The following is a 21,507-nucleotide window of genomic DNA, read 5'->3' as shown; positions in this document are numbered from 1 at the left end:
GACGATCAGCTCACTGCGTCCGCAAGGACGCAGGCTTGAAAGTGGCATCGATGGCCGATGTCGCCTGCGCCATCTTGCTGCCGCATTCGCCACGGCGCAGCGCCCAGCGCTCACACACCAAGCCGGAAGGCAGTTTGCAAAGCAAACGGTTGGAATGGCTGCTGCCGCCCATGCGCAGCGAGCCGCCTGCATCTAAACAGGTTTGCGATGCGGGATTCAACGATGAACTGGCGTGCGCCTGCAACGGCGTACCCAACAACGCCACGGTGAGACAAACCATATACAAAGATAAAAATCGGACTGTCATAAACCATCATTAAGAATCAATTTATCCCTTATTTTAATACTTTGTAGCTCTTAATAATTTAAACCTTCCGTATTTTTGTGTGACAGTCAAAAAGACGAAATCGGTTTATCGTCAGTGCATGACGCATTTCTACGAACCCCGCCTCGGCCACGGCCTACCCCACGACCCCTTCAACGCCATCGTTGGCCCACGCCCCATTGGTTGGGTGTCCACCCGCAGCGCTCAAGGCGTGTTGAATTTGGCGCCCTACAGCTTCTTCACAGCGTTCAACTACATCCCACCCATCGTCGGTTTTTCAAGCATTGGCGCCAAAGACTCTCTGCGCAACGTGCAAGAAACAGGCAGCTTTGTGTGGAACTTGGTCACGCGTCCTTTGGCCGACGCCATGAACCAAACCTGCGCGCCCGTCGGACCCGAGGTGAACGAATTTGAATTGGCTGGCCTCACGCCAGCCCCCTCACGCGTGGTCGATGTACCGCGTGTTGCCGAGAGCCCTGTGTCCTTCGAGTGCCGTTGTACGCAGATCGTGCAACTCGAAGGCATCGACAAGCAAAAAGTAGAAACGTGGTTGGTGCTGGGCGAAGTGGTGGGCATCCACATTGCCGAACACTTGCTCAAAGACGGCGTGTACGACACCGCCAACGCCCACCATGTCTTGCGTGGCGGTGGGCCTGCCGACTACTTCACCGTCGGACCCGAGCAGTTATTTCGGATGTGGCGCCCCAAGGCTTAAAGCAGCGCTTGCGCTTCATGCTCAAAAGCGACGCAACGGCGTGAGTAAATCGCTCAAGCCGTTGTGATCGATCTCGTGCATCAGCGCTAAAAGTCGACCCACTTCACCTTTTGGAAATCCTTCGCGCGCAAACCAATTGAGGTAATTGCCCGGCAAGTCGGCCAACAACGTGCCTTGGTGCTTGCCAAAAGGCATGGTCATGGTGACGAGTTTTTGTAAATCCTCAGGTGTCATAGCGCTGTGTCTCGGCTTCATTGATCTTTCAGACTTTGGATCGTAGCGCGCCATTACTCCGAACCCTGATACGTGCGTTGGCTTGATTATTCGCAAACTGCCCCGAGCTAGATCTGAAATACTGATTCCATCCAACGCTCGGAGCCCTCATGCACACCCACCTTGTCTGCCCACACTGCAACAGCACCAACCGCGTGCCCACAGAAAAACTTGGCGCAGAGTTGTCGTGTGGCAAGTGTCACAAAGCCCTGTTTGACAAGCACCCCGCCGCACTCAGCACAGCAGGCTTGAACGCCCAAATCGCCAAAAGCGATGTACCGGTGGTGGTCGATTTTTGGGCCCCATGGTGTGGCCCCTGCCGCATGATGGCCCCCGAATATGAAAAAGCCTGCGCCTTGCTAGAACCCAAAGCCAGGCTGGTCAAAGTCGACACCGAAGCCCACCAAGATGCAGGCGCGCAGCACAACATTCGCAGCATCCCCACGCTGGCCATCTTCAAAGGTGGGCGCGAGGTGGCGCGCATGTCGGGTGCGCGATCAGCGGCTGATTTGGTGCAGTGGATCAACAGCCAAATCAGCTGAGTGGTGTTTAAGCGCCCGTGAAATCTTTCACCATCGTGCCGTACCACTGCAGGTCGGCTTGCCACAGTTCTTGGCGGCGGAAGTTGTCGTCGGTGACGGTTTGCAGCAAGTGGCCTTCTTCGCCCATCTTGTATTCAAACTTCACGTTGATGGCTTCAAGTGGTTCGGTGTTGACCAACATGTAGCAAAGGTTGTCGATGATGACGGGCTTCATCGGCTGGCCTTTGGACTGCTGCGCGATGTACGTGGAGACACTGCGGCCCATGCGGTTGGCGATGTGACCGCTCTTGGGGTAGTGGCCAAACTGCGGCGACACAGCGCCCACGCTGTCGCCAATCACAAACACATTCGGGTCGTCCTTCAAGTTGTAAAACTCGGGATGCACCGCCGCCCATGTGGTGGGCTTGCCTTCGGCGTTTTTGCCAATGGCACCCATCTTCCACACGAGGTCGGCCGCTTGGTGGTGACCCATGAAGATGGCGTCGTCAAACTTAAAGTCGCCCGCCATCGTCTTCACCACTTTGTTGTACGGGTCTAGCTCTTTCACGCCCGCGTTGGGCACGTAGGTGATGACGTCGTGGTACAGCTCGTCAAACGCCATGCGGTAACCGCCGCCAATCGGCATGATGCGTGGCTTGGGGTCGAGAATCAAAATCTTCGCAGGGATTTTGTTCTTCTGAAAATAGCTCGCCATCAAACACGCACGCTCGTACGGCGAGGGTGGGCAGCGGTGAGGCGGTGGAGGCAGCGTCATCACAAACGTGCCGCCTTTGAAGCCTTTGATTTTTTGCTTCAACGCCAGATGCTCTGAGCTTGGCACATACGCGCTAGAGAAATGCTTTTGTGTGTAGGCCGCTGCGGCGCGGTCGTTGCCAAACCAAGGCTCGTACGTCACGCGAATACCGGCAGACACCACCAACCAGTCGTAGTCCACAAAACCTTGCGCGGTATGCACGCGTTTTTTGTCGCGGTCAATGTCGGTGATTTCGGTTTGCACAAACGTGTAGCCCATGCGCTCGGCAGCAGCGGTGTACGAGTGCACGAGGAACGAGGTGTCCACCACATCCACCAACCACTTGTTGCTCAAAGGGCATGACCAAAAAATGGGGTTCTTCTCTAGCAACACCACTTCGAGGTCGGGTGCGTCTTCGCGCAAATGACGCGCCGTGGCTAAGCCACCCCAGCCGCCACCCAACACGACCACGCGGCGCTTTTTGCCCTTGGGCAACAACTCGGTGGAGGGAGAAAAAAGAAAAGGCTGAGCGATGACAGAACTAGACGCAGCAGACAACGCGCCCAATGCTGCCGCGCCCTTGATGAGGGTGCGACGTGCGGTGGTCATAAAGGACTCCGTGAATGTGAAGGAAAACCTGTCGGCGCATACGAGAAGCTGGGCTTCAATGCCTCGAAGGCAGGTTGGTCACCTGCGGGGCGGGTGAGTGAGGGAATGGTATGCGATGCGCACGTGTTTGTTAGACGAACTCACCACACGCGACCATGCGCACTTTTAGACTGAAAACCTCTTTTCCACCCATTTGATGACAGTCAAACCCAGAATATTTAACCTATAGGTTAAAATTGAAACTAAAAATTCTTAGCCAAGACATGTATCGCGTGCTCGCCATAAAAGAAGGCGAGCACTGCCCTGTTGAAGATTTCTTGACGCAAGGAGAAAAAACCACTGCAGCCCATAGGGCGGGACTGGTGAGGTTCATACAAGAAATTGCCCGACATGGCTTGCAGCACATCCCATCGGCTTGGTGGCATGAGGCCAACAAAGAACATGGCATCTATGAACTTATCAAAGGGCCGTTTCGGCTTTTCTTCTTCAAGGGCATAAGTGGCGACATCGCTATTTGCACAGATGGAACGAGAAAATCTGGACAAAAGGCCGACAAAGCCAAAGTACAAAAAGCGATTCAATACAAAAAAACATATCTGGCAGCCATTGAACAACAAACATGCGAGGTAGAACAAGATGACACTGAATAGAAATTTGCAGCAGTTTATGGAAGCTGCTCAACATGACAATGCTTATTGGATCGAGCAAGCCAAGATTGACTTTGCCTTGGCTCTTGACCTCCAACGTAAACGGCAAAACATGACACTTGGCGAACTGGCTCAAAAATTGGGAACCAGCCCTGCCTACATCACCAAAGTGTTCAGAGGCGACTGCAATTTCACCATTGAAACCATGGTTAAGATGGCAACCGCCACAGGCACGCAACTAGATATTCAACTTAAGACAGCCCCCACTGCTCACAAGCTTTGGCAAGTCACAGCAACCCGCCGCCCGCAATTGCGTTTGGTGGAACAACAAACCGTCACCACCGTTAGCACTGCGACTTGGGGCCACACAGACTGGGCGCCCAACAGGATGGCGGCATGAGCAACACACACCCCATCACCTTGCAACAGGTATTTTTTGTCCGCAGCGTTGTCGTGGCCAATACGGCACATACACCGAGCGAAACAGAAGTAACACTTGCGCCAGTGAATTCGCTGGACGTCAGAAAAATGCCCGACCAAGAGCGCATCTACCAAGCCCACATGCGCTGCACCATCAACGCAGAAAACGAACCATCACAACCCTACGTGATTGACATGGAATGTGTGGGTAACTTCGAAGTAGACGGCAAACTCAGCCCTGAAGAGGCAGAGCGCGGTGTGCTGATAACGGCCAACAGCGTGTTGTATGGCGCGATCCGCGAGGCGGTCTCATGGCTGACTGGGCGCCAGCCATTTGGCGCTCTGACGTTGGGATTGTCGGTATTGGCCACGAGTTCCAAATTAGAAATTGAGTCTTGACGAGCCAACGCTTCAACCTGACAGTTGCTGCTGATTGAGCGCTCGCTGTTGACTGATCTGCCTGACGGTTTCACGATCGTCGTAAACACCCAGTTTGACCAAGCGTGCAGAAATTCCGCCTTCATTGCGTGCAAATTTTTCAGCAACTTGCTTGAGCGTGGGTGATTCAAGACCATGCCACACATCGCGTAGCAACTGGTCGTCAGCCTCGGTCCAGCGCGCGCCTTGATTGATTGGTTTTTCTGTGGCTACTTCGCCAGTCACACCGCCAACCAGTGGGTTTGCATAGGCTTTTTGCAGCTTTGGCTCTTTGACTGAACGAGCCAATCTGCGCAAGATTTGAAGATAGGCTGCACGACGCTTATCCAGCATGGGGTCACGCGGACTGCTCAACAACTCACCCGTGCGAGGGTCTATGCCTTGGTAAATCTGCTCCATCAATTCATGTTCAAGCATTTCACTTCTCCTCATTCATGTTTTAAAAACACTCCCCCCGAAACAAAGCCCACTCCTCACACACCTTGCCCGAGGCCAATTGGCACATACCAACCTCACCTTGCGGTGTGCGCTGGATGGTCAGCTTGCCGCCTGCGTTGATGCAGTGCACCGACGCGGGGTTGGCCATTTCGGTGGCGGGCTGGGTGGCGGGTTCAGACGGGGTGCAGGCGCTGGTGGCTAGGGCGATGGCGCAGAGGGTGGCAATTTGCGTCAGATGCATGTCAATGAACCTTCATGTATTCGTTTTTAAAAATTAAGTTAATTCTATTGTGTCGATTTTTCGACGGTTGAAAGGTTCACGGTTTGCGCCTAGCCATCCAGTATGCTCACTGGCTCACGCAAATATTTAGCCCCTTTTTTCGCCCGTTCTGCCCCACATGTCTAGCCCCCACGCCACCGGTTTTATGGTGCTTCATAGCAACCAGCTAGAGGGCCTGCGCGAGTTGGCGGTGCAGTTCATCCGCAACCACCCGCTGCCCGTGCTCGCGCCCGAGGTGTTGCTGGTGCAAAGCAACGGCATGAAGCATTGGCTAGAGCTGGCTTTGGCCAAAGACCTTGGCATTTGCGCAGCCACGCAGGTGGAGCTGCCATCGACGAAGCTGTGGCAGATTTACCGCGCCGTGCTGGGCCCCAGCAACGTGCCCGCGCACATGCCGCTGGACAAGTCGCCACTGGTGTGGCGCATCATGCGTTTGCTCCCCAGTTTGTTGGCCAAGCCCAGCTTTGCGCCGCTAAAAAACTACCTAGGCCAAGCTGAAGACCAAGCCTCGCCCATGAACCGCCGCGCGTACCAACTGGCCGCGCAATTGGCCGACGTGCTGGACGGCTACCAAAACTACCGCGCCGATTGGCTAGAAGACTGGGCCAATGGCAAAGACCAATTGCGCACACAAGCAGGCACAAACGCTTCCGCATTCACCACACCCCTGCCCGCCGCACAAAGCTGGCAGCCCGAGCTGTGGCGCGATTTGCTAGACGACTTGGCGGCTGATGCCGAGGTGAAAGCCGAGCTTCAACACAGCTACAGCTCACGCGCCAAAGTGCACGAGGCCTTCATGGCCAAGATGGCCACTCTCCCCGAGGGCCAACACCCTGCGGGTGTGCCGCATCGCATCATGGTGTTTGGCGTGACGTCGCTGCCCATGCAAACCGTGCAGGCGTTGGCTGCTTTGGGCCGCGTGTGCCAAGTGCTCATGCTGGTGCAAAACCCCTGTCAGCACTACTGGGGCCATGTGGTGGAAAGTCGTGTGCCATTGGCTAAATTAAGCAAGCAACGCCAAGCGCACAAAGCCGGTTTGCCCGTGCCGCAAGACGATGGCTCGCTGTCCGAGGCCGACCAATACACCCTGCACACCGACACACACCCCCTGCTGGCCGCATGGGGCAAACATGGCCGCGACTACTTGCACTTGCTCGATGGCTTTGACGATGTAGACCAATACAAAGGCCAGTTCAACCGCGTGGATGTGTTTGTCGATCCCGCAGACACAGCCACCGACGAAGGCCGCGAGCCCAACATGCTGGAGCACTTGCAGTCGTCCTTGCTCAACCTTGCGCCACTGCCCGACCACTTAACCGACGTGCCCGCAGACGACACCAGCATTGCCTTTGTGCAAACGCATTCGGCGCAGCGCGAGGTGGAAGTGCTGCACGACCGCCTGCTGGCGTGGCTCGATTCCGACCCCACGCTCAAGCCCGCCGACATCATGGTGATGGTGCCCGACATGGCCAACTTTGCGCCGCACATCCATGCGGTGTTTGGCCGCTTCGCACACAGCGCCCAACACAACGACCCGCGCCACCTGCCCTACACCGTGGCCGACACCACACCGCGCACCGAGCCACTGGTACAAGCGCTAGACACGCTGCTGCAACTGCCCCAACTGCGCGTGACACGCTTGGAGTGGCAAAGCCTGTTTGAAGTAGTCGCCGTGCGCGAACGCTTCAACCTAGAAGAACACGACGTGGCCCAGCTCGACACCTGGCTGGCCGACGCCGGCGTGCGCTGGGGCCTTGACGCGCCACATCGCAAACCCTGGGGCATTGCGCCCGACATGGCCGACGCCAACCAAAACAGTTGGCTGTTTGGCATCGAGCGCTTGCTGCTGGGCTATGCCACAGGTGCAAGCGACGAGCTGGCCACGCCGTGGGCCGACGCCCTGCCGCAAGCAGGCGTGGGCGGGCTAGACGCACGCGTGATGGATGGCCTGTTGCAGTGGCTGCGCCACACACAAATTGCGCTGCTCAAACTGCGCCAAGACCACACGCCTACCGAATGGGTGGCGGTGTTACAGCAGCTGGTGGCTTTGTTCTTCAAGCCGAGCGATGAAGCGGATGAGCGGTTGATCGAACGCGTGATGGCCCCGCTAGAAACCTGGCTGGCCGAATGCCAACTGGCTCGCCTTGATACACCGCTGCCACTGGTGGTGGTGCGCGAGCACTGGATGGCCCAGCTGCAACAGCCCGCCATGCAACGCCGCTTCTTTGGGGGTGGTGTGCAGTTCGCCACGCTGATGCCCATGCGCTCTATCCCTTTCAAGTGCGTGTGCTTGCTGGGCATGAACGATGGCGACTACCCACGCAGCCAAACCCCACGCGACTTTGATTTGATGAGTGACGCCGCACACGCAGGCCGCTCGCAATCACACTGGCGTGCAGGCGACCGCTCGCGCCGCGAAGACGACCGCTATTTGTTTTTAGAAGCGTTGCTATCAGCCCGCGAAAAGCTCTACATCAGCTGGCAAGGCCGCCGCACGACTGACCACGAAATCAAACCACCGTCGGTGCTGGTGGCGCAACTCATGGACTACCTCAATGCGGTGTGGACACGCGGCAGCGACCTAGACAGCAGCCAAAAACACCCTGCATTTGATGCCCAACATCAGCTGCAACCGCTGCAAGCCTTTTCGCCCAAGTACTTCACACAGGGCACAGGGTTTGAAACCTATGCCGACGACTGGCAGCGGGCTCGCCCCTCAGACAACACCTCACAGGCCTCGTCAAACGAAGCATCGGCCGCATCGGACCATACCGCCCCGACTGAACTCTCGCTGCAACATCTGCAACGCTTGCTCAAGCAGCCGGTGGAAGTGTTCTTGTCTGACCGCTTGCGCCTGAGGCTAGACAAGCCCGAAGAGGCCGCTGAGCAAGAAGAGCCTTTCTCGCTGGATGGCTTGGAGAAATACAAACTCAACCAACGCATTGCCCAAGCCGACGATGCCCAGCAAGCCATCGCGCAATTGCGACTGAGTGGCCAATTGGCCTTGGCCGGCTTTGGTGAAGCGCAGCAGCACATGCTGCTCAAAGACCGCAGCACGCTGCGTGACCAGCTTGACGTGTTGCTGCCCAAATGGCCACACACGCTGGGCGTGCAATCGGCCCATTGGCAGCTGGGCCCAACCCGCCTGAGCGCCGAGTGGGCCAACGGCCAAACCCTGTGGCGCAGCAACACCGACGTGCCAGCCGCCAACACGCAATGGCTGCAAGTGGCCCTGCGCCCCGGCGCAGTGACCGAAGGCAAAAAAGAAAACCAACAAGCACGGCTCGACACCTTGGGCCACCTGTGGCTGCACCACTTGGCTGCCTGCGCCAGTGGCGTGCCCACCACCAGCGTGCAAATTGGTTTTGATGCCGCCATCGAGCTCCAACCCATTACGGCTGAGGCAGCCCAAGCGCAATTGCAAGACCTGTGCGACGCCTATCAAAACGCATGGGCACAGCCCTTGCCCATCGCGGCCAAGACAGCATGCGCCTATTGGATGGCGCTGAAAGGCGACGGCAAAGACCCCTTGGCCAAAGCGAAAACCGCGTTTGACGGAGCCCACCAAAAGCGCGGCGAATACCAAGACTCGCCCGCACTGCAACGCGTGTTCGCCCGCTTTGACGATGTGGCCGACGCGCTGCCCGCATGGGCCGAACGCTTGTACGCCCCCATGCACAACGCCGCCAAAGTGATACACCTCGACGCCAACGCCCCCGAGCAGGAGGGACCAGCGTGAAAGCCCTCAACCCACACACACTGCCACTGCTGGGCCGTCAAGTCATTGAGGCCAGCGCAGGCACCGGCAAAACGTGGACGCTCGCCGCCCTTTACCTGCGCTTGGTGCTGGGCCACGAACGCACCGAAGCGCTGTTGCCACCGCAAATTTTGGTGATGACCTTCACCGACGCCGCCACCGCCGAGCTGCGCGAGCGCATTCGCACACGGCTCAGCCAAGCCGCCACCTACTTTGACGTGAGCGCGCAAGGCCGCGTACTGCCCGCGCGCTTGAAAGTCGATGACTTTTTGGTTGAACTGCGCGACAGCTTTGATGACACGCAGTGGCCCCGCTGCGCGCTGCAGCTCAACTGCGCCGCCGAGTGGATGGACGATGCCGCCATCTACACCATCCATGGCTGGTCACGGCGCATGCTGACACAGCACGCGCTCGAAAGCCAAAACCTGTTTGAGCAAACGCGCCTAGACAATGCCGATGAACTCAAGCTCACGCTGGTGCAAGACTATTGGCGCGAATGGTTTTACCCATTGCCCGCCGACACCCTGCAGCACATCGCACCGCTCATCGGCCAAGACCCTAACAAACTGCTCAAAACCTTGAGCGAGATGTGGCGTGAGCAAGAGCGCACACCCCGTGCTGTGCCCGAGCCTACGACCACGCCCTCCGAGGCCGTCGCCGCACACATGGCATGGCAAGCGCAGGTCGAGGCCACCGCCCAAGCCGCACGCAACGCGTGGAGCGACGCGGTGCTGCAAGCCCTGCAAGAAGCAGGTGCACAGAAAAAAATCAAAGGGCTGCGCGCTGACTACTTTGCCAACTGGCTCAGCGTGTTGCAAGCGTGGGCCACGCAAGGCGAGAAAGCAGACCGCAAAGTGCTGGAGCGTTTCACCACCACCGCGCTGCAAGACAAAGGCTGGAGCGACGCGCAAGGTTTTGCCTTCTTCGCCGCCGTGGCCGACCACATCGACACACTAAGCGCCGAGCCCAGCACCACCAAACTGATTGCCCTGCACGCCGCACACGCCGTGGGCGAAGCCTACCAAGCGGCCAAAGCCCAGCGCGCCGCCTTTGACTTTTCGGACCTGTTGCAAAACCTGCACCATGCGGTCATGGCCGACGATGGCCGCTTGGCCAACGCCATTCGCCAGCAATATCCAGTGGCGTTGGTGGACGAATTTCAAGACACCGACCCTTGGCAGTACGGCACGCTCAACCGCATCTACGCACCCGAAGCCTGTACCGCCGCCAATGCGCTGGTGATGATTGGCGACCCCAAGCAAGCCATCTACAGTTTCCGTGGCGCAGACTTGGGCACGTACTTGCAAGCCCGTGCTGACGCACAAGCAAGCATGGCGCATGCGCATGACAACGACGCCTTGCACACCCTCACCGGCAATCACCGCTCCAGCGAGGGCTTGGTCAAAGCGGTGAACCATGTGTTCATGCAAACCGATCAACCGTTTGCTTCGGCACAAGGCGAGATTGCGTTTGTTGAGGTGACAGCCCAAGGCCAACAAGCGCCACTGATGGTCCATGGCGCAGAGCAACCGCCCTTCACCGTGTGGCAGATGCACCCCGACGGCGACAGCGACACGGTGTCCATCGGCAGCTACTTGCAGCACACCTCAGCCGTGTTTGCCGACCAAATGGCCAGCCTGCTGAATGCGCAAGCGGCCACCCCCAGCGATATGGCCGTGCTGGTGCGCAGCCAAGCGCAAGCCGATGCCGTGCGCCGTGCATTGCGTGAGCGCCGCATTCCGAGTGTGTATTTGTCTGACCACACCAGCGTGTACCAATCGCCCGAGGCCACAGACCTGTGGCGCTTGCTGCGTGCGGCGGCGTCACCCCGCCAAACGGCGTGGGTGCGTGCGGCCTTAGGCAGCCGTTTGTGGGCGCTCGATTTGCAAGAAGTACGGGCCATCACGCAAGACGAAGCGCCATGGGAGCGCTTGCTCGACCAGTTTCACCAATGGCACGCGCTGTGGCAACAACACGGCGTGTTGCCCATGCTGCACCAATGGCTGCACGGCCAACACGTGGCGCAACGTTTGCTGGCGCAGCCAGATGGCGAACGCCGCCTGAGTAACCTGCTGCACTTGGGCGAACTGTTGCAGCACGCCGAGCAAAGTTTGCAAGGCGAGCACGCGTTGGTGCGGTACTTGGGTGAGCAAATTCAATCGCCACACCATGACAGCGACACCCAACAAGCACGCCTCGAAACCGATGCGTCGTGCGTGAAGATCATCACCTACCACAAGAGCAAGGGCTTGCAATACCCGCTGGTGTTTGTGCCATTCGCGGGCGCGTTTGCCGTCGAGAAAAAAGCCAAAACCAACTACGCGCAAGACGACAAAAGCGACGAGTCGGACGACGACAGCGACGCAGAAGCATCCTCGGTCGAAGAAGACATGCGCTTGCTCTACGTGGCCCTCACGCGGGCCCAACGCGGTTTGTGGCTGGGCGTGGCAGAAACCAAAAGCGACTTGAGTGGCAACGCTGACAAAGGCACGCTCAAACGCAGCGCGCTGTCGCAATTGCTCAACCGCCAAGCGCGGGGCGACTTGGGCCAACAGCTGCACGAGATGTGGGGCCCGTGCCCACACATCCAAGTGTCTGCGCTGCCCGAGTTGACACACATCGCCTACCAAGCGCCAGCGGCAACCCACATCGCGCAAGACGCGCGCACCCCCACACGCACGCACCACAGTGTGTGGTGGACGGCGAGCTTCAGTGCCATCACGCGGGGCTTGGTGTCCGAATCCAAACGCGATGAAGCCGTGGCCGATGCGATGACAGATGCCATGAACGATGTGTTGCCGGACGGCTTGGCGAATCAACCCGCCATCCCCAGCACGCCTGCGCCGGACCCCGACAGCATCAGCCCATGGCAAAGCTTTCCCGCGGGTGCGCGCTACGGCACGCTGCTGCACGACGTGTTGGACTGGCTGTCGCAAAACGAATGGCCTGTGGCCGAAACCCAAGTCCCCACATGGGCGCAGCAAGCCTGGGCTGAGTTACTCGCACGCAAAGCCAGCTGGCTGCAACTGGACGAGGCACAAACCGCGCAGTTGACACCTTGGCTGCAAGCCGTGGTGCAAACGCCACTGCCTTTGGATGAACTCAACGCTCGGCCGCTGACCTTGGGCCAACTGACGCCCGAGCACATGTGGCCGGAGATGGAGTTCAACCTGGAGGTGAGCCACGTGCCCGCCACCGTGCTGGACCGACACATCCAAGCCCATGTGTTTGAAGGCACACCCCGCCCTGCCCTGCAAGCCCGCGTCATGCAAGGCATGCTCACCGGCTCGCTGGACTTGGTGCTTCAACACGACGGCCGCTATTGGGTGGTGGACTACAAATCCAACAAACTTCCCAGCTACGACCCCGCCACCTTGCAAGACGCTGTGCTGCACAAACGCTACGACGTGCAATACGTGCTCTACACCTTGACTCTGCACCGACTCCTCAAAGTACGTCTGCCCCACTATGACTACGCCCAGCACATGGGTGGCGCGGTCTATGTGTTTTTAAGAGGCATCAACGCGCAAGGCGCGGGGGTGCATTTACACCGACCACCGCAAGCCTTGATTGAGGCGTTGGATGCTTTATTTGCAGGCCACGACGTCTAACTTTCGACAAGCGTCATGCATGCTGTTCGAAAGCGACGCTAAGGCGCTCACTTTTTTTTACTTACCGCCGCCTTAAACGTTGCACCGGCAGAAAACTTAGGCACCGTCGCTGCGGCAATTTTGAGAGCTTCACCCGTTCGGGGGTTCTTGCCGGTGCGTGCTGCACGCTTCACGGCCTTGAAAGTGCCAAAGCCAATCAGCTGCACATCTTGTTTTTTTGCCACCGTTTTAACGATCGTGTCCAACAGCGCATTCAGCGCACGCGCGGCAGCCGCCTTGGACAGGTCAGTTTCCTTGGCGATGGCTTCAATCAATTCAGTCTTATTCATTGGTTTCTTCTGATTTATAAAATGGGCAGCTAATGGCGCACTGCGCCATTGCTGTTACTTGTTTGCGCTACAACCTTTCGAAGCATCCTGGCCGCAGGTCACCGAAACACCGCCTTGTGGCTCAGTGCTTGCTGCCCTGACTTGTGTAACCACAGCCAACTGCTCTGGTGACAAGTTTTGCAATTGAACAGGTGTCAATGCAAGTGCTTTGTCCGGCGTGAACGCCTGAAACTGCTGCAAACCGAGGCCTGACACCTGCGCTGGCGAAAGCGCCTGCACATGCGGAATGCTCAATGCCCCCACTTGTTCGATCGAAAGACGTCCCACATTGTCAACGGCCAGACCAGCGATCTGATTTGGCTGCATCACCGACAACTGCAAAGGCGTGATGACCTGAATCTGTGAGGCACTCAAGCGGCCCACCTGCGCCGGCGTGAGGCTGGCCGTCTGGCTAGGCGACGGCATAGTAACAACCACGGGAACAGTTGGCGCCACAGACACCGCATTGGTTTGCGCTGCCGGACTCACGGTCGACGTAAAGCTGCCACCTTGGGTATTGGCATTGCCTCCAGCGGCACTCTTGATCGACAAGAGGGCTTGCTGACTGAGCGACAAATTAGCCAATTGAGTTGGCGTCAAAGCCGCCACTTGCGCAGCCGTCACAGCACCCAGTTGAGTGTTAGACAACGATGCGAGCGTTGATGCTGACAATGCTGCGAGCTGCGCAGGCAACATGGCAATTAATTGGTTCACTGTCAGACTGCTCAGTTGAGACGCAGACAACACAGCCACTTGAGATGGTGTCATCGCAGCAACTTGAGTCAATGTCATCGCAGTCAACTCACTCGCCGTCAGCTGAGCCAGCTGCGCACTCGATAACGCTTGAATTTGTGCTGGCGTGGTCGAAGAACTCAAACCTGCATTCGCGCCACTTGTGTTGCTTGTGTTGCTTGTGTTGCTTGTGTTGCTTGTGTTGCTTGTGTTGCTAGAACTAGAAGTCACTGTCTGAATTGTTGCCAATTGCGTAGAGGACATAGTTGCTAGTTGGGCAGAAGTCAACGCAGACAATTGAACACTGCTCATTGAACTCAATTGCGTGGCAGTCAACCCACTCAGTTGATTTGCAGTTAATGCAGCCACTTGCGCTGGCGTCAAACTCGTCATCTGCGCTGAGGTCAATGCTTGTACTTGTGCCGAAGTCAACGACGATGAAACTGCAGCAACTTGGGCCGAGGTCAAACCCGTCATCTGCGCTGAAGTCAAAGCCTGCACTTGAGCTGATGACAACGACGATGCAACGGCAGCCACTTGGGCTGAAGTCAGGCCCGTCATCTGGGCTGAAGTCAAAGCTTGCACTTGTGCCGGTGACAACGACGAAGCAACTGCGGCCACTTGGACCGAGGTCAAACCTGTCATCTGGGCTGAGGTCAATGCTTGCACTTGTGCCGAAGTCAACGACGAAGCAACTGCGGCCACTTGGACCGAGGTCAAACCTGTCATCTGGGCTGAGGTCAATGCTTGCACTTGTGCCGAAGTCAACGACGATGAAACTGCAGCAACTTGGGCCGAGGTCAAACCCGTCATCTGCGCTGAAGTCAAAGCTTGCACTTGTGCCGAAGTCAACGACGATGAAACTGCAGCAACTTGTGCCGAGGTCAGACCCGTCATCTGGGCTGAAGTCAAAGCTTGCACTTGAGCTGATGACAACGACGATGAAACTGCAGCCACTTGAGCGGAAGTCAAACCCGTCATCTGCGCTGAGGTCAATGCTTGTACTTGAGCTGAGGTCAACGACGATGAAACGGCAGCCACTTGGGCTGAAGTCAGGCTCGTCATCTGGGCTGAAGTCAAAGCTTGCACTTGTGCCGGTGACAACGACGAAGCAACTGCGGCCACTTGGGCCGAGGTCAAACCCGTCATCTGCGCTGAGGTCAAAGCTTGCACTTGAGCCGAGGTCAACGACGAAGCAACTGCGGCCACTTGGGCCGAGGTCAAACCTGTCATCTGCGCTGAGGTCAACGCTTGTACTTGTGCCGAGGTCAACGACGAAGCGACTGCAGCCACTTGTGCCGAGGTCAAACCTGTCATCTGCGCTGAGGTCAACGCTTGTACTTGTGCCGAGGTCAACGACGAAGCGACTGCAGCCACTTGTGCCGAGGTCAAACCTGTCATCTGGGCTGAGGTCAATGCTTGCACTTGTGCCGGCGACAACGACGATGAAACTGCAGCCACTTGAGCGGAAGTCAAACCTGTCATCTGCGCTGAAGTCAATGCTTGCACTTGAGCCGAGGTCAATGACGATGAAACTGCAGCCACTTGGGCTGAAGTCAAACCTGTCATCTGTGCTGAAGTCAATGCTTGCACTTGTGCCGAAGTCAAAGCCGATCCCAACGCACCCACTTGAGCTGAGGTCAAGGACGACAGCACCACACCCACTTGCGTTGAAGTCAGTCCGGTCAACTGGCCAGAGCTCAAGGCCTGCACTTGCGATGAACTCAGAGATGAGGCGATCGCACCCAAGTTGGCTGAGGGCAATGTCGTGGTGTTCAACGCTTGAACTTGCGTTGGATTCAACAGCTGCAGTTGCGCTGTCGAAAAGTACCCCGCCTGCGTGGGTGTGAAATAACCAATTTGCGTGGTGGTCAGACCTTGAACCTCAGAGGCAGTGAGACCAAGTACCTGGACGCTGGTCACAGAAGCAATTTGTGCACTGGTCGTCATCGCGGAGATATTGAACGCAATCGGGTAACACGTGCCGCCGACACACAAATTGCCAGCGCCGGCATCTACGCTCGGTGTACTGCTGTTTGTGACGTTACCACTCAGCGTAACCACCCCAGTGCCCATTTGTCGCAACGCACCGGTCCCAGACACATTTCCCGCCAACGTCAGTGCACTGCTCACATTAAAAGCCAGTGTGCCGTTATCTACAAAGTTGACCGTTGAATCCACCGTAGCCGATCCGCCCGAACCAATTTGAAACGTTGCGCCACTGTCAATAGTGACAGTCAACGGCACAAACATGGAATCGGTCACTGTGTTGGCTATCAGCTTACCTTGGCTCACATTCACAGCAACTGAGCTGAATCGGCCACTGGCGGCGTTGGTGATGCTTCCAAGACCATTTGAGTCAGCAAAAGACCAAGTCCCTGTCCCTGACTTGGTCACGGAATAGGTCTCAGGCCCCGTGATGTTGCCAACGCCGTCAAAGATTTTCAGATTTTTGGATACTGTTCCATTACCCGCCCCAGTCAAATTGAGCGTGCTGCCATACACGGAAATGGACGACTGAGCAGTCGACAGCGTTGTCAAATTGATCGCCCCTGTGGCCGCCAAGACGGTCGGCGAATAGACCTCAATGACTCGGTCAAAGGTAGAGGTACTGCCCGCAACACTGTTGATGATCGTAGCCGGGCTGTCTGAAAGTGATGGTTGCGAGGCACTGCCGATTCTGAGTGTTCCAGCCCCCGATGCTGAGCTCACATTCTTACCATTCAAATCCAATGTTGTACCGGCACTCATGTAGATGTTGCTAGGCTTGCCCATTGCCCCAGCAAAGCCGTTGGTATTGGCGCCCAGGGTCAAAGTCCCCTCCTGGATGTACAAAATGCCTGCAAACATGTTGAAGCCAGACAGTGTCAGGTTGCCTGCACCCGCCTTGTAAACATTGCCCCCACTGGTGAACGGTCCGCCGCTCCCAGCACCCAACTGAATGCCCCCACTGAATGTGGCATCGGTTGCAAAATTGAAAGCAAGCTCTCCTGCAGCGGAGATGGCGCCTTGCGCCAAGCTGCTCAACGTGATGAGGCCATTGTTGCCGTTGCTCCCACCACCGGCGGTCGCGCTGCCCAAGGTCACACGGCCCGCATTAATTTGCAAACCATTGCCAAAGGTGTTGTTACCCGTGAGTGTCCAATTGCCAACACCGTCCTTGATCACCATACCTGCACCCGATATGTTGCCGCTGTAGGTCGAACTTCCCCCTTGCGAAACAGAGAGGATGGACATATTCTGGGTACCCAGATTGATGTTGCCTGTACCGCGAACACCACCGGCTGCAGTCAGAAAAAGACTCTTGGGCGAGCCAGATCCAAACGCCACGTTGTCATTGATGATGATGTCGCCTGCACCCGCTGCAGTGGTCGTGCTGGCGGCGATCTGCATACCGTTGGACGTCGCTTGGCCATTACTGGTCATGATGGAGATGTTCGAGCTGTTGAGGGCTGCACTGAGCGCTGCCCCTGTCATGTCCCCCCCCGATGCCGCAATCGTGAAGTCATAAGGATCCAACAACCATTCACCGCTGACACCAGCGGTCTTGGCCAGTGTCGACACGCTGGCTGTGCTGTCCACCTTCAGCGCATGCCCCGATGTTTCCACCTGGCCACCGTTGCCGCCCTGCACACCGCCTTCGGCCTTGATGTTGCCCGCCACGCGCGTCACGCTGTCGGCGCTGTGCACATCGCTCCACAGCACCACCTTGCCGCCGTCACCCTGCTGGGTGGCGCTGGCGTCGATGGTGGCACCTGCTTCCATGCTGACCTTGGTGGCTTGGCGCAGGTTGCCGCTGCCTTGCCAGTCGCCGCCCACCAGCACGTTGCCGCCGCCTGTGGCACCACTCGCGCTGATGCGGCTGGTGCTGGTCAGGGTGATGTCGTCACCTTCCAAGGTGATGACGCCACCTTTGTTGCTGATGCTGCTGGCTTCCAGGCTACCGCTGTTGCGGATCACGCCGGCCTGCAGCTTGTTCAGCGCAACGGCCGACAAAATGATCTGACCATCCGGCGCTTGAACGGCTTGTTGGTTTTCAATCAAGCTGGCAATGGTGCTGGGCGTGGTGGTGATGCCAGCCAAGCCGGTGCTGCCGTTGAAGTTGAGCGTGATGACCTCACCTGCCGCCAAGGCCACGGTGCCCGCTTGCGCCACGATGACGCCTGCATTGCGCACCTCAGGGGCCAGCAGTGCGATGTAGCCGCCCAGCGCCGTGTTCAGGTGGCCTTCGTTGACTACCGCGCCGGTGGCGCCGTTGCGGCTGAAGGCCAGGTTGCCGGACATGAAGTCGTTGTCCGTCACGCTGTGCGTGGTGGCAGTCAGCGCGCCCACGTTCGCTTGCGCGGTTGGCGAGAAGTAAATGCCGCTGGGGTTGCTCAAAAACACCTGTCCGTTGGCGTTGATCTGGCCAAAAATTTGGCTGGGGTTCTGGTCGGCAATGCGGTTGAGCGTGACGGCCTGTGCGTTGGGCTGGTTAAAGGTGACGCTGGCGTTTTGCCCGACGTTGAAGCTGCTCCAGTTGATGACGGCGCGTTGGCTGCTTTGGTTCACGGCCATTGCAGCGGCTTGCGCCGTGCTGGTTTGGCTGATGTTGGCAACGCCACGCGCCACCACACCGCCCATGGGCAATTGGGTGGCTGCAGGCGGTGCCTGTTGCGCGTGCGAAGACATGGCCATGCTGGCGAGCGCCACGCTGGCGAGTGCGCCCGAGACGGTGCCGCTAGAGCGACCACCTTTGGTTTTGCCACGGGTAATTTCTGACACCACATGCCAGCCTTGGGTGATGTGCGACCAGACCAAGCGGTAAAAACGATTGAGTGAAGCGTGTCCGTTCATGGTGTGCTGCCTTAGAAAGAGTAGGTGGCGTTGAGCCACAGGCGATTGAGCTTGAGGGTGCCGTCACCGTCTGTGCCGGTGCCAGTAGTAGCCAAGGGGTTGGTGCCGACACGGCGTGCCAGCGTAGCGCGCAGTTCGGTGTTGAGCTGTGGGGTCCAAGCCAACGAGACACCGTAGCCATTGAGCGTGATGTCGTTAGGTGCACTGCCCGAGTTCAAACTGCCCGAGCCATTGGCCCAAGCGTTGTTTTTGAAAGCTTTGACTTGGCCGTGGTCATAAAAACCAGTGAAGGTCAGGTTGGCGTCGAGTTGCTGACGCAGCTCAGCGGTGAACAGCTGGCCTTGCGCCCCACCCCCTTCGCTGGTGGGGTAAGCACGCACACCGCCTGCACCGCCCAAGTACAGACGTTCGCTGCTGTCGAGGTTTTTGTTGGCGCGCTGAACGTTCAAGGCCACATAAGCACTCAGGCTAGAAGTGAGGGCTTGCAGTCGGCTCAAGCCTGCACGCAGCTTGCTGAAGCTGCCTGCTGTGGCAGGACCGCTGGCATCGGCGCTCTGGTTGGCCGAGCCATCCAAATTGACTTTACCTTGGCTCAAGCCCACTGAGACATTATTAAGGCCACCGCCCTGCCAATCGTCGTTGTGACTGGCGTTCAAGGCCAAGTTCAACACGTCGAGTCCGTAGTGCGAGGCATTGGCCCCGTTGGCGTTGTTGTCAAAACGTTTGGTGTCGTAGCTGCTCGACAGCGAGACGTTGCTGCTCTGGCTGCGCAGCCAGGGGTAGCTCAAGTCCAAGCCGCTAGAAAATGCGGAGCCATGGCCATTGAGGCTGGCAAATTCACCCACCAAGGTGTAGGCCAATCGGGTCGCGTGCGCGCCAACGCGCAAGCCGTCATAGCCCACGGGCACGGTCCAAGCCAAACGTTCGAAGTCGCTGCCTTGGGATTTAAGGCCCGTGAGTTGCAGCTGGTCGCCCATGCGCAGCGGGCTGTTCACACTCAGGTTAGCCAGCACGCGATTGGCCCCCGTGGAGCGGGCACCTGTGTTGTCCAGGGCTACGTCGCCATTGAAGCCAGCGCGGTCGGCCACGCCCAACAGCAGATCGGTCTGGCCGGGTTGCTGGCCTTCCACCAAGTTACCCACCACATTCAAACCGGGAATGCCATCGAGCAGCAACAAAGCACGGTCAATACTTTGGGTCTGCACAGCCTGGCCAGTGGCTTGCGCGGCTTCGACCATCGCTTGCAGCGTGGCGGTGTCGACGCGGCTTTGGCTGCCTTGCACAAGGGTTTGACCAAAAGTGGCTTCAATGATCTGGAGTTTGACAACGCCGTCCTTGACCTCTTGCTTGGGCAAGCTCACACGCACCAGCCAGCCGGCATCGCGGTAAGCGTCGGCCACGATGTCGGCGATCTGACGCAGTTGGTCAAAGTCGTACTGACCGGCTGGATACGGGGCAACGATGGCGGCGAGTTGGTCGGCACTCAGTCGTGTGTTGCCTTCAAAGACAAAGCGATTGACGGCCAGGACAGCAGCCCCTTCGCGTGGGGCACTGAGCGCACGCGGCGCTTTGACTGTGGGTTGGGCACGTTGAACGGGCGAGGTTTTTAAGTCTTGCTCGATTTGTCGCTGTATCGAACCGGCGTCGGGCGCGGTTTGCGCCCAAGCTGCTGGACCCCACACCGATAGCAACAGGGCTGCGGCGAGCCCAGATTTTTGGTTTGCATGCATTGCGTCGCACCTCTGATTGAACTTGTATGGCGCGTACGATAGGGAATCGAACTTATCAAATCCAACAGAAACCAACAAAAGCAACTAAAACTCAAAAAACATCAGCGAAGCTCGATCTTGGCCTTGTTCACATCGGCCTGAATAGCAGCTTCCAGCTTGCGTTGAGCCAACGATTGCTGCAATTGCGGCTTGATTTGAGCCAGTGGTGGCAACGTGAATGGGCGTTCTCCCACCAACTCCAACACATGCCAGCCCGCCGCGGTCTTGACGGGGTCCGCCACCAACTGCCCGATCTTCGCTTTGACCACCACCTCGCCCAAAGGCGCAATCAGGGCAGCAGGGTTCACCCAAGCCACGAGCCCACCGTCTGCTTTGCTGGCTGCATCGATCGAATATGTGCGGGCCAACTCGTCAAGCTTTTTACCGCCCTTAAGTTGATCGAGCACCAAGCGCGCCGAGGTCTCATCGCGCAACACGACTTGGCGAATCTGATATTCCTTGTCGCCCGAACGGGTCACCAGCGCGGCGTACTCGGACTGAACCTCGGCATCGCTGACGGGGTTGTCCTGCAACCACTGCTGCTGCCATGCGGTAGCCAAGACCGATTTGCGTGCCAACTCTATGCGTAGCTGCACATCGCTGCCTTTGTCCAGCCGCTGCTTGAGCGCTTGCTGAGCCACAAAGGTTTGCAACACCAATTGAGTTCTGATGCTGTCACGCAAAGCCGCACTGTCTTGCGCACCGGCTTGTAATTGGTCTTTGAGCGCCAATTCAAACAAAGCCACCGACACTCCCTCGTCGTTGACACGCGCCACCTCTGTTGTCAATTTATCGGCGGCGCCCTTGGGGGCTGACCACACCGCTTGCGGACCAAACAAGCTCGCCAACATGACTACGATGACTTTGGTTTTTTTCATTTGGCGGATTCAAGGACGAAGTGCAACAAAGATGAACTGGTTATAGGTGGCTGAGGATGCGAGAGCATCATGGCCGCTTTAACCGCCAAATCGAAATTGCCCAATGTACAAGCACCTCAGCCGAGAAGAACGATAC

General features: G+C 57.7%; 16 protein-coding genes. 7 read left to right on the top strand and 9 right to left on the bottom strand.

Annotation, left to right across the window (positions count from 1 at the left end):
- Window positions 1–10 precede the first annotated feature (10 nt).
- Window positions 11–280 carry a DUF333 domain-containing protein gene (locus RMS95_RS01240; protein ID WP_310642867.1) on the bottom strand — a complete coding sequence of 90 codons (270 nt, stop codon included), beginning with the start codon at window positions 278–280 and terminating at the stop codon, window positions 11–13.
- Between the two features lie 145 nt (window positions 281–425).
- On the opposite strand from RMS95_RS01240, the gene RMS95_RS01235 reads away from it, so the two are divergent.
- A complete protein-coding gene (locus tag RMS95_RS01235; protein WP_310642866.1) occupies window positions 426–1,040 on the top strand; it encodes a flavin reductase family protein in 615 nt (204 codons plus the stop codon).
- Between the two features lie 21 nt (window positions 1,041–1,061).
- Here the strand turns inward: RMS95_RS01235 and RMS95_RS01230 are convergent, their stop codons facing one another.
- Window positions 1,062–1,274 carry a DUF3820 family protein gene (locus RMS95_RS01230; protein ID WP_310642865.1) on the bottom strand — a complete coding sequence of 71 codons (213 nt, stop codon included), beginning with the start codon at window positions 1,272–1,274 and terminating at the stop codon, window positions 1,062–1,064.
- A 149-nt stretch (window positions 1,275–1,423) separates the two neighbouring features.
- Between RMS95_RS01230 and trxC the strand changes: the two genes are divergently transcribed.
- Window positions 1,424–1,855 carry a thioredoxin TrxC gene (trxC, locus tag RMS95_RS01225; RefSeq protein ID WP_310642864.1) on the top strand — a complete coding sequence of 144 codons (432 nt, stop codon included), beginning with the start codon at window positions 1,424–1,426 and terminating at the stop codon, window positions 1,853–1,855.
- Between the two features lie 7 nt (window positions 1,856–1,862).
- Here the strand turns inward: trxC and RMS95_RS01220 are convergent, their stop codons facing one another.
- Window positions 1,863–3,197, bottom strand: a complete 1,335-nt coding sequence (locus tag RMS95_RS01220; protein ID WP_310642863.1) for an FAD-dependent oxidoreductase — start codon at window positions 3,195–3,197, stop codon at window positions 1,863–1,865.
- 236 nt (window positions 3,198–3,433) lie between these two features.
- Here RMS95_RS01220 and RMS95_RS01215 point away from each other — a divergent pair, with 236 nt between their 5' ends.
- From RMS95_RS01215 to RMS95_RS01205, 3 genes are read left to right on the top strand one after another with little or no spacing between them, the layout of a single operon-like run.
- On the top strand, window positions 3,434–3,847 hold the full coding sequence (locus RMS95_RS01215; RefSeq protein ID WP_310642862.1) for a hypothetical protein: 414 nt from the start codon (window positions 3,434–3,436) through the stop codon (window positions 3,845–3,847).
- Window positions 3,834–4,244: a helix-turn-helix transcriptional regulator gene (locus tag RMS95_RS01210; RefSeq protein WP_310642861.1), complete on the top strand. Its 411-nt coding sequence runs from the start codon at window positions 3,834–3,836 to the stop codon at window positions 4,242–4,244. Before RMS95_RS01215 ends, RMS95_RS01210 begins: the two co-directional genes overlap by 14 nt.
- Window positions 4,241–4,663, top strand: a complete 423-nt coding sequence (locus tag RMS95_RS01205) for a protein-export chaperone SecB (RefSeq protein WP_310642860.1) — start codon at window positions 4,241–4,243, stop codon at window positions 4,661–4,663. The genes RMS95_RS01210 and RMS95_RS01205 overlap by 4 nt, the downstream gene beginning before the upstream one ends.
- 12 nt (window positions 4,664–4,675) lie before the next feature.
- Here the strand turns inward: RMS95_RS01205 and RMS95_RS01200 are convergent, their stop codons facing one another.
- Both RMS95_RS01200 and RMS95_RS01195 read right to left on the bottom strand, forming a co-directional pair.
- Entirely contained in the window at window positions 4,676–5,119 is a 444-nt protein-coding gene (locus RMS95_RS01200; RefSeq protein ID WP_310642859.1) for a hypothetical protein, read from the bottom strand.
- A 22-nt stretch (window positions 5,120–5,141) separates the two neighbouring features.
- Window positions 5,142–5,381, bottom strand: a complete 240-nt coding sequence (locus tag RMS95_RS01195) for a DUF333 domain-containing protein (protein WP_310642858.1) — start codon at window positions 5,379–5,381, stop codon at window positions 5,142–5,144.
- Between the two features lie 157 nt (window positions 5,382–5,538).
- Between RMS95_RS01195 and recC the strand changes: the two genes are divergently transcribed.
- Window positions 5,539–9,159, top strand: coding sequence for an exodeoxyribonuclease V subunit gamma (gene recC, locus RMS95_RS01190; RefSeq protein ID WP_310642857.1), 3,621 nt, complete (start codon window positions 5,539–5,541; stop codon window positions 9,157–9,159).
- Window positions 9,156–12,788 carry an exodeoxyribonuclease V subunit beta gene (gene recB / locus RMS95_RS01185; protein ID WP_310642856.1) on the top strand — a complete coding sequence of 1,211 codons (3,633 nt, stop codon included), beginning with the start codon at window positions 9,156–9,158 and terminating at the stop codon, window positions 12,786–12,788. The genes recC and recB overlap by 4 nt, the downstream gene beginning before the upstream one ends.
- Before the next feature lie 47 nt (window positions 12,789–12,835).
- Here recB and RMS95_RS01180 read toward each other — a convergent pair whose 3' ends face one another.
- The 4 genes from RMS95_RS01180 to RMS95_RS01165 form a co-directional block, all read right to left on the bottom strand.
- Window positions 12,836–13,135, bottom strand: coding sequence for an HU family DNA-binding protein (locus RMS95_RS01180; protein WP_310642880.1), 300 nt, complete (start codon window positions 13,133–13,135; stop codon window positions 12,836–12,838).
- Window positions 13,136–13,171: 36 nt separating this feature from the next.
- Complete coding sequence (locus RMS95_RS01175) at window positions 13,172–18,724, bottom strand: filamentous hemagglutinin N-terminal domain-containing protein (protein WP_310642855.1); 5,553 nt, start codon at window positions 18,722–18,724, stop codon at window positions 13,172–13,174.
- A gap of 11 nt (window positions 18,725–18,735) precedes the next feature.
- The gene (locus RMS95_RS01170) at window positions 18,736–20,454 is read right to left on the bottom strand and encodes a ShlB/FhaC/HecB family hemolysin secretion/activation protein (RefSeq protein WP_310642854.1); all 1,719 of its coding nucleotides are present in this window, start codon (window positions 20,452–20,454) and stop codon (window positions 18,736–18,738) included.
- Between the two features lie 101 nt (window positions 20,455–20,555).
- Window positions 20,556–21,371 (bottom strand): peptidylprolyl isomerase, encoded by an 816-nt coding sequence (locus tag RMS95_RS01165; RefSeq protein WP_310642853.1) that lies wholly within the window; start codon window positions 21,369–21,371, stop codon window positions 20,556–20,558.
- Window positions 21,372–21,507: the final 136 nt, after the last annotated feature.

Source organism: Limnohabitans sp., assembly GCF_031539175.1.
Taxonomy (GTDB): Bacteria; Pseudomonadota; Gammaproteobacteria; order Burkholderiales; family Burkholderiaceae_C; genus Limnohabitans.
This window is presented reverse-complemented; position numbering and strand designations above follow the sequence as displayed.